The following is an 8702-nucleotide window of genomic DNA, read 5'->3' as shown; positions in this document are numbered from 1 at the left end:
CCCTGCTCGTCGTACTCGGCGGCCATGCCGTACTGAGCGGGATCGAACTCGGTGGACTCGGGGTCCACACCCTCGTTGGCCTGCTTCAGGGACAGCGAGATGCGGCGGCGGTCCAGGTCGATGTCGATGACCTTGACGAACAGCTCTTCGTTGACGGAGACAACCTGCTCGGCCATGTCCACGTGGCGCTGCGCCAACTCGGAGATGTGCACCAGGCCCTCGATGCCGTCTTCGACGCGCACGAACGCACCGAAGGGAACGAGCTTGGTGACCTTGCCCGGGACAACCTGGCCCAGGGCGTGGGTGCGTGCGAACAGCTGCCAGGGATCTTCCTGGGTTGCCTTCAGCGACAGCGAAACACGCTCGCGGTCCATGTCCACGTCGAGTACCTCGACGGTGACTTCCTGGCCAACCTCGACGACCTCGGAGGGGTGGTCGATGTGCTTCCAGGACAGCTCGGACACGTGCACCAGGCCGTCCACGCCACCGAGGTCCACGAAGGCACCGAAGTTGACGATGGAGGACACGGTGCCGGTGCGAACCTGGCCCTTCTGCAGCTGCTGCAGGAAGTTGGCGCGAACCTCGGACTGGGTCTGCTCCAGCCATGCACGGCGGGACAGCACCACGTTGTTGCGGTTCTTGTCCAGCTCGATGATCTTGGCTTCGAGCTGCTGGCCGATGTAGGGAGCCAAATCGCGGACACGACGCATCTCGACCAAGGAAGCGGGCAGGAAGCCGCGCAGGCCGATGTCCAGGATGAGGCCGCCCTTGACGACCTCGATGACGGTGCCGGTGACAACGCCGTCCTCTTCCTTGACCTTCTCGATGTCGCCCCAGGCGCGCTCGTACTGAGCGCGCTTCTTGGACAGGATCAGGCGACCTTCTTTGTCCTCTTTGGTGAGAACCAGAGCCTCGACCTCATCACCCACGGCAACAACATCGTCAGGGTTGATGTCGTGCTTGATGGACAGCTCGCGAGAGGGAATTACGCCTTCGGTCTTGTAGCCGATGTCCAAGAGGACCTCGTCGCGGTCGACCTTGACGACGGTGCCTTCCACGAGGTCGCCGTCGTTGAAGTACTTGATGGTCGCGTCGACAGCGGCGAGGAAATCCTCTTCGGTTCCGATGTCGTTGACGGCAACCTGCGGGGTGGTGGTGGTCATGTAGTAGGGACTCCGATGGATTAGTTTGAATGGTCAGTGTTCACCGCTGGGACCTTGTAAGGCCCGGATTACGGTGAACGAAACGTGCTTTGGGCGCGCAAATGAATACGCACTGCACCATTCTAGGCTTCAAGGGCAACCGGTTCAAGCAGCCTAGAACGGCGAGATGCAATACGGGTGTTCGGACGTGGACATCAGCGATTGCAGGTCATCCAGTGCCGCGAGATCCCGCACCTTGATCAATCCCGCGTAATACAGTGTTGACGCCTTCACGGCACCCAAGTACAGCGAGCCCAGGGCGTCGATATTCATGGCGACGTCCGCCTCCTCCGGCAACTCGACGCGCGGCATAGACTTGCCCGCGACGTCGTCGTCCGTGCGGGGTCGGTCCCCCGTCCGCTCCACGACCGGCCGCTCGCCGGTCGTATCGATCATGTACATGCCGTCCGCGAAACCCAACGAATCCACCAAGGAGATCGTCACCGTGCGGTGCGAACGATAGGGGCGCGCAGACAGCGCGGCGATCGGGTCCAGGATGCGCAACCACAGCCGCTCGTAACGCTTGCGTACCTCGTAGTCGGCCATGTCGACCATGCCCCACATCAAGGGGTCCTCCATTTGGGCATTGGGGTGACGCACCTCGGTGACCAGGTCCAAGCCGCACAGATACTCCCACAGTGCGATGCGCACCTGGGCGCTGGGCGAGACAAGGTCCACCACTTCCAGGGTGCCCTTGAAGCCACTTCCGCGCACGAACTTGTAGCTGACATAGCCGTCCGCCCGCTCGTTCCCGTCGTAGTGGACCGCCGTGCGGATCTCGGGATCGGCCTTGCCGGTATGCCAGTCGTACTGACCACTCACGTAATCCCACCACTTGCCGGTGCGCCTCAGTGAACCGGGGGTCAGCTGGTGGAACTCCTCGAAGATGTGCGGCGCCAGCTGCGCGAGCGCCTTGTTGTCCGCCATTTCCACTCGCCCCACGGACGGTGCCTTGAGCGTCAAGCCGGATTCCGCGGCCACCGCGACCTCGGTGTTGAACGTGCCTGCCCCGAACCCGAACCGGCCGTAAATGGTCGCTTCGGACGCCGTGAGTGCCGCGATCGGGAACCCCGCCTGGTGCGCCTCGGTGAGATCGGCGGTCATCATGCGGCGCAGGATACCGCGGCGGGCGTGCGTGGGACGCACCGTCACCTCGGACACCAACCACGCGGGCAACTGAGTTTCTGCGCCCAGGGTGAGGTTCGAATCCCACGAGCAGTACGTGGCCACGGGTCGCTGCTCACCCAGAGCCGCGGTCGGCACCGGGTCCTGACTGTGGACGGCGCGCAAGCGGATGCGTTCGCTGTGCAGCCACATGAGATCCCTTTCCAGGGACTGCTCGGAGGGCTCCGGGCCGTGGAAACCCTGGTTCACCGCGCGCAACCATTCGACTGCTTCCGGGTTGCCTGCAATTCCGCCCGGTCGCGCGCCGAAGGTCTTCACCTCATAGGTGTTGCCCTTGGCGCTGTACTGCTCGGAGCGGGGTTCGTTGGCCGGGTGCGTGCTCATGCGGAAAGGTCTCCTGGGTGACGTCGAATGATTTTAATGCGCGGCCTGTTGCCACGTGCGGCCGGTGCCCACGTTGACGTCCAGGGGGACTGTCAAATCAGCGGCACCCGCCATCTCCTCGCGCAGGATCTTCTCCACGGCCTCGACCTCTCCGGTGGCGACCTCCACGATGAGTTCGTCATGGACCTGCAGCAGCACGCGCGAACGGAGCTCCTGCTCGTCCAGGGCACGATCCACCCCGATCATTGCCTTCTTGATGATGTCCGCAGCGGACCCCTGAATGGGAGCGTTGAGTGCCGCGCGCTCCGCGGACTGCCGGGCCAGCCGATTGTCACTCGTGAGGTCCGGGAGGTAACGGCGTCGGCCGTCGATGGTCTCGGTGTAACCCTTCTCGCGGGCCTCGTCCACGACACCGCGCAGGAAGTCGCGCACCCCACCGAATCGCTCGAAGTATTCGCTCATCATGGTCCGTGCCTCATCCACGGGAATGCTGAGCTGCTGGGACAGCCCGTAGGAGCTGAGCCCGTACACCAGTCCGTAGCTCATGGCCTTGACCTTGGAGCGCATCTGCGCGGTGACCTCTTCGGGTGCCACGTTGAACACGCGCGAGCCCACGAAACGATGCAGGTCCTCCCCCGCCCGGAAGGCCTCGATGAGTGCCTCGTCCCCGGACAAATGCGCCATGATGCGCATTTCGATTTGTGAGTAGTCCGCGGTCATGAGGGTCTCGAACGGGCCGTCCACATCCGATCCGACCACGAACACGTTGCGAATGCGTTGCCCCTGTTCGGTGCGCACCGGAATGTTCTGCAGGTTGGGGTCGGTCGAGGACAGCCGCCCGGTGGCCGCCACGGTCTGCATGTAGGTCGTGTGGATCCGGCCGTCCTCGGCAATGGCCTTGCGCAACCCCTCGACGATCTGCTTGAGCTTGGAGTACTCACGCCAGTTCATGAGCGCCACAAGAAACCGGGAGCCCTGCGTTTCCGGGTCCACCCGACCCAGCAGGTCCGCCACCGCCGCGGCGTCCGTGGTGTAACCGGTCTTGGTCTTCTTGGTCTTGGGCAGGCCCAGTTCCTCGAACATCACGGTCTGCAACTGTTTGGGTGAACCCAGGTTCACCGTGCCCTCGATCTGCGCCTGCGCCAGCTCCTTGTTCTCGTCAATGGGCTGCTGCAGGTCCTTGTACAACTGGTCGATCCCGGAACGGTCGATGGCCACACCCAGGTTCTCCATGCGCGCCAGAATTACCGCCAGCGGCATTTCCAGCTCCAGCAGCAGCGGCAGTTGGCCGTCCGCCTCGAGCAGGGCACGCAAATGCTGGCTCAGCTGGGCGCAGGCGGCGCCCAGGCTCGCTTCACGCCGCAGTACCTCGTCCGGGATCGCTTCGAGGCCTTGGTCCTCGCCCAGGTCCAGCTCCGTCTGGGCGGCCTTGCCCTTGCCCGACGACGCCGCGGGGTCACCCGCGTCCGGCACCTCGAGTTCCAGGTGCTGGGCGAGCTGGGCCTCGAGGTCGTAACTGCGCAGCGCGGGACGCACGAGGTAGCCGGAGAGCTGGACGTCGTCGTGCACGCCGTCCAGGGTCACACCGCGGTCCACGAGGCCGTGGAACAGGTCCTTGAGGCCGTCCACGATTTTCGGTTCGGTGGGGTCTTCGAGCCAATGGTCCACGGCGGTGGCCAAGTCCTGGTCCGCGGCGAGGACATCCACCACCGCGCTGGTGTTCGCGGTGAACACGAGAGCCGTGACTTCCCCGCCCGACGCCGCTTTGGGATCCGGCAGCAGACGCCGCACCACGGCGGGAGTTTCGGTGTCCTTGTTCTCGTCCAGCCAGTGCCGCCACTGCTCCGCCGTGGTCACGCGCTCGACCGTGCTCACCACGGGAGCGTCCGAGCTGGGCCCGCCCGCACCGGCATTGCCGAAGGCGTCCAGAAGCCGGCCGCGCAGGCCGGCGCCGAATTCGAGTTCGTCGAAGACCTCGTCCACCCTGTCCGTGTCCGGGACGGGGAGCGCGGCGTTGTCGAATTCGATGTCGAGGTCGAGATCGGTTTCCAACCGGTTCAATTTGCGATTGCGTCGCACGAGCTCAATGTTCTCGCGCAGCGCCTCGCCCTTCTTACCGGTAATTTTGTCCGCGTGCTCGAGCACTGACTCCACGGGACCGTAGGTCGTGATCCACTTGGCCGCGAAGCCGGGGCCCACACCGGGCACGCCCGGCAGGTTGTCCGCCTGCTCACCCGTGAGGGCGGCGAGGTCCGGGTAGTTCTGCGGGGCCACCTTGTACTTCTCGTAGACGGCCTGGGCATCCATACGGCGTAGATCGGACGGGGTACGACCCGGGTACACGATATTGACGTGGTCGTTGACCATCTGAAACGCATCACGGTCTCCGGAGAAAACGAGAACTTCGAAGTCCTCCGAGGCGCCGCGCCTGGCCAAGGTGGCCAGAACGTCGTCGGCCTCGTAGCCCTGAAGGGTGACCACAGGGACTCCGAGTGCCTCGAGGATGCGTTCGATATTCGGCACCTGGCCGTGGAACTCCTCGGGGGTCTCGTCACGACCGCCCTTGTAGTCCCCGTACTCCTGGGAACGCAGCGTGGGGCCTTCGAGGTCGAAGGACACCACCAAGTGGGTCGGTTGATAATCGCGAATCAGCTTGACCATGGTGTTCACAAACCCGTAAACACCTTCGGTGTGGACTCCCTCCGAGGTGACGAAACCCGGGCCGCTGCCGTACTCCGCGGCGCGGGACAGCGCGAAGAACGCGCGGAAGGCCAGGGAATGCCCGTCGATCAGGAGCAGGCGTCGTTCCGGGTGGCTCACCGTGCCGGGCAGCGTGATTGATTGGGGGGAATCGGTTTTCTCCCCGATCACCACCACGGGATCGGCGGAGGTGTCCTGGCTTGCGTTGGTCTGGGCGTCGCTCGTCTCACTCACGCGTCCATCCTAGGCGTTCGCCCGGGGCACTCGGAGAAGCCGGCCTCAGGTCACCTGGTTGATGATCGCATCGGCCACTTCACGCATGGACAGTCTGCGATCCATCGAGGTCTTCTGAATCCAGCGGAACGCCTCGGGTTCGGACAGACCCATCTTGGTCTGCAGGAGGGACTTGGCGCGCTCCACGAGTTTGCGTGTGGCGAACTGTTCCTTCATGTCCGCCACCTCGTTCTCCAGCGCGAAGATCTCCTCGAATCGGGACATCGCGATCTCAATGGCCGGCACCACATCGTCCACGGTGAACGGCTTGACCACGTAGGCCATGGCGCCCGCCTCACGCGCACGCTCCACGAGTTCGCGCTGGCTGAAGGCCGTCAGCAGCACCACGGGAGCGATCCGCTCCTCCGCGATCTGCTCTGCCGCGGTGATGCCGTCCATGACGGGCATTTTCACGTCCATGAGAACCAGGTCCGGGGTGTGCTCACGGGCGAGGTCCACGGCACGTTGACCATTTTCCGCCTCGGCCACCACGTTGTAACCGGCTTCACGAAGCATCTCCACGATGTCCATGCGGATCAAGGCCTCATCCTCGGCGACCACCACGGTTTTGGCGGGAGCATTCGAGGGAGCGGGAGTGGACGCTTCGGGCGATTCCGTCACGGGGGAACTCCTTGGTTAGCTGGGAATCAAACTGGATATCGCATCAAACCACGCCATTGCGGCGGGTTGGGCATGAGACACGCCACACGGCAAGCCGTGCGCGGCGCTTTGGTCTCCAGCCTACCGCTCATCGTGTAGGCTGTTACCGCTGCTCACGGCCTCGTGCCGTGAATCTGTAACACGCTAGCCCAAGTGGCGGAATTGGCAGACGCGCTGCACTCAAAATGCAGTATGGAAACATGTGTGGGTTCGAGTCCCACCTTGGGCACCATGAACCGCTTATTGAGAGCGGTGAAGAAACGGCCTCGTGTGCACGGGGCCGTTTTTTCGTACGCGCGGCCGGATCGACACCTGATCTCCACCATCTGAGGTGCAGTTGGAGCCTTCAACCGCACCGCAGGCTTCCTTAGAACCCTTTCGGCCTCGGCCAAAGGTTCTAACGGCGCACCAGGTTTAGTGAGGGGTTCTACCAACGCCTAGAACGTGAACCGTCTACGGGACAACGTGCCGTGGCGGCGTCGTCGGCGTCGAGGGTAAGAACCGGACTGAGGCGGAGGAACGAGCGCTTGACATCTGGGGACGACGTCCGCAGGCCAGGCCCCGTCAACGCGACGAACCTCTGCCAAAAATGTTCAGCCGGTGCTGTGACCACACCGCAGGCGTCATGAGAACCCTTCCGGCCTCGGCATGAGGTCCTTACGACGCTTCGGACGCAAGGTATGGCTCTGACGCGGCACAGAAGGGTAGGGCCACTCATAAGGCCCCGTACGCCGACGGCGACCCGCGCACCGAAGTGCCCGGGCCGCCGTGGGCGTACGCGGTGGGAAACTAGCCGATCACGATTCGCGCCAGGGAGCCGAGGCCGGCAGGCTCTCGCGCCACGGACCAACGCGTTCGTGCTGTTCGCGGACGGGTGCCTCACCGGCATCGTCCAGGTCGCCCACGCGGTGGACCTTGACCAGGTTGGTGGAACCTGCCACGCCCGGAGGTGAACCCGCGCAAATGATGACCAGGTCATCCGAGCCGGCCAGGCCCTTCTCCAGCATGTAATGGTCCACCTGCTTGGTCATTTCGTCCGTGTGGTGCACATGCTCGACCAGGATGGGTTTGACACCCCACAGCAACGACAGCAGAGCCATGACGTTCTGCACGGGAGTGAAGGCCAGGATCGGGCGGTCGGGCCGCAACCGGGACAGGCGGCGGGCGGAATCACCCGATTGGGTGAACGTGCAAATGTAATTGACGTCCAACTGACGTGACATGGTCACTGCGGCCCGGGTCACGGCACCACCGCGGGTGCGGGGCTCGGTGCCCAGTGGAGGCATGCGGTCCATACCCTGGGTCTCGGTGGCCTCAATGATCCTGGCCATCGTCTCGATGGTTTGCACCGGGTACTTACCCACGGAGGTCTCACCGGAGAGCATGACCGCGTCCGCACCGTCGAGCACGGCGTTGGCACAGTCGGAGGCCTCGGCCCGGGTGGGGCGCGGATTGTCGATCATGGACTCGAGGACCTGAGTGGCCACGATCACGGGCTTGGCCCACCGGCGTGCCAATTCAATGGCGCGCTTCTGCACGATCGGCACGGCCTCGAGAGGGAGCTCCACGCCCAGGTCACCACGGGCCACCATGATGCCGTCGAAGGCGTCAATGATTTCGTGGAGGCTGTCCACGGCCTGCGGCTTCTCGATCTTGGCGATGACCGGGATGGTCCGGCCTTCTTCCGCCATGATTTCATGCACGCGGGTGATGTCCTCGGCGTCTCGCACGAAGGACAGCGCAATGATGTCGACGCCGCGCTGGAGGGCCCAACGCAGGTCATCCTCGTCCTTGTCACTGAGCGCGGGAACGTTGACGGCCACACCGGGGAGGTTGATGCCCTTGTGGTTGGAGACGGGGCCACCCACGATCACCTCGGTCTCCACGGTGGTGTCCGTGACCTTGGTGGCCCTGAGGGCCACCTTGCCGTCGTCGATCAGCAGCGGGTCGCCCACGTTGACGTCACCGGGTAGACCCTTGTGCGTGGTGGAGGACAGCTCCTGGGACCCCTCGACATCCTCGATGGTGATGGTGAACGGGTCGCCCACCTCCAGGCTGTACGGGCCGTTCGCAAAGTTGCCCAGTCGAATCTTGGGGCCCTGCAGGTCGGCGAGGATGGCCACCGTGGTGTCGAGTGCTTCGCTGGCCCGTCGCAGGTTCTCGTAGGAGGCGTTGTGAACGTTGTGATCACCGTGGCTCATGTTCAGGCGAGCCACATTCATTCCGGCCTGAATGGCCTGGGTGAGGTGCTCGTACGAGGAAATAGCCGGGCCAATGGTGGCCACGATCTTCGCTCGACGCATGGGTGAATCCCTTTCGGTCGGAGACTAGAGGGGGAAAACAGAAAAGTGGCCGCGA

At 64.0% G+C, this 8702-nt stretch carries 5 protein-coding genes and 1 tRNA gene; 1 reads left to right on the top strand and 5 read right to left on the bottom strand.

The genetic code is table 11. The features are described from left to right. The 4 genes from rpsA to Q4E95_RS02855 all read right to left on the bottom strand — a co-directional run. Positions 1-1163 (bottom strand): 30S ribosomal protein S1 (rpsA, locus tag Q4E95_RS02870; RefSeq protein ID WP_303381865.1); only part of this gene is annotated, 1163 nt, incomplete at its 3' end. Between the two features lie 153 nt (positions 1164-1316). Next, positions 1317-2711, bottom strand: coding sequence for a GNAT family N-acetyltransferase (locus Q4E95_RS02865; RefSeq protein ID WP_303381864.1), 1395 nt, complete (start codon positions 2709-2711; stop codon positions 1317-1319). Positions 2712-2744: 33 nt separating this feature from the next. Further along, the gene (gene polA, locus Q4E95_RS02860) at positions 2745-5645 is read right to left on the bottom strand and encodes a DNA polymerase I (protein WP_303381863.1); all 2901 of its coding nucleotides are present in this window, start codon (positions 5643-5645) and stop codon (positions 2745-2747) included. A 45-nt stretch (positions 5646-5690) separates the two neighbouring features. Beyond that, on the bottom strand, positions 5691-6305 hold the full coding sequence (locus Q4E95_RS02855; protein ID WP_303381862.1) for an ANTAR domain-containing response regulator: 615 nt from the start codon (positions 6303-6305) through the stop codon (positions 5691-5693). A 186-nt stretch (positions 6306-6491) separates the two neighbouring features. Between Q4E95_RS02855 and Q4E95_RS02850 the strand changes: the two genes are divergently transcribed. Further along, positions 6492-6576, top strand: a tRNA-Leu gene (locus Q4E95_RS02850). Positions 6577-7141: 565 nt separating this feature from the next. Here Q4E95_RS02850 and pyk read toward each other — a convergent pair. Beyond that, positions 7142-8647 (bottom strand): pyruvate kinase, encoded by a 1506-nt coding sequence (gene pyk, locus Q4E95_RS02845; RefSeq protein WP_303381861.1) that lies wholly within the window; start codon positions 8645-8647, stop codon positions 7142-7144. Positions 8648-8702: the final 55 nt, after the last annotated feature.

This window comes from Kocuria sp., assembly GCF_030536815.1.
Lineage (GTDB): Bacteria > Actinomycetota > Actinomycetes > Actinomycetales > Micrococcaceae > Kocuria > Kocuria gwangalliensis.
The sequence above is the reverse complement of the archived record's forward strand: the minus strand, read 5'-3'. Positions and strand labels throughout refer to the sequence as shown.

Coding starts and splice junctions, on each gene's coding strand:
- Q4E95_RS02865 (WP_303381864.1), bottom strand. CDS start 2,711: ATGAGCACGCACCCGGCCAACGAACCCCGCTCCGAGCAGTACAGCGCC.
- pyk (WP_303381861.1), bottom strand. CDS start 8,647: ATGCGTCGAGCGAAGATCGTGGCCACCATTGGCCCGGCTATTTCCTCG.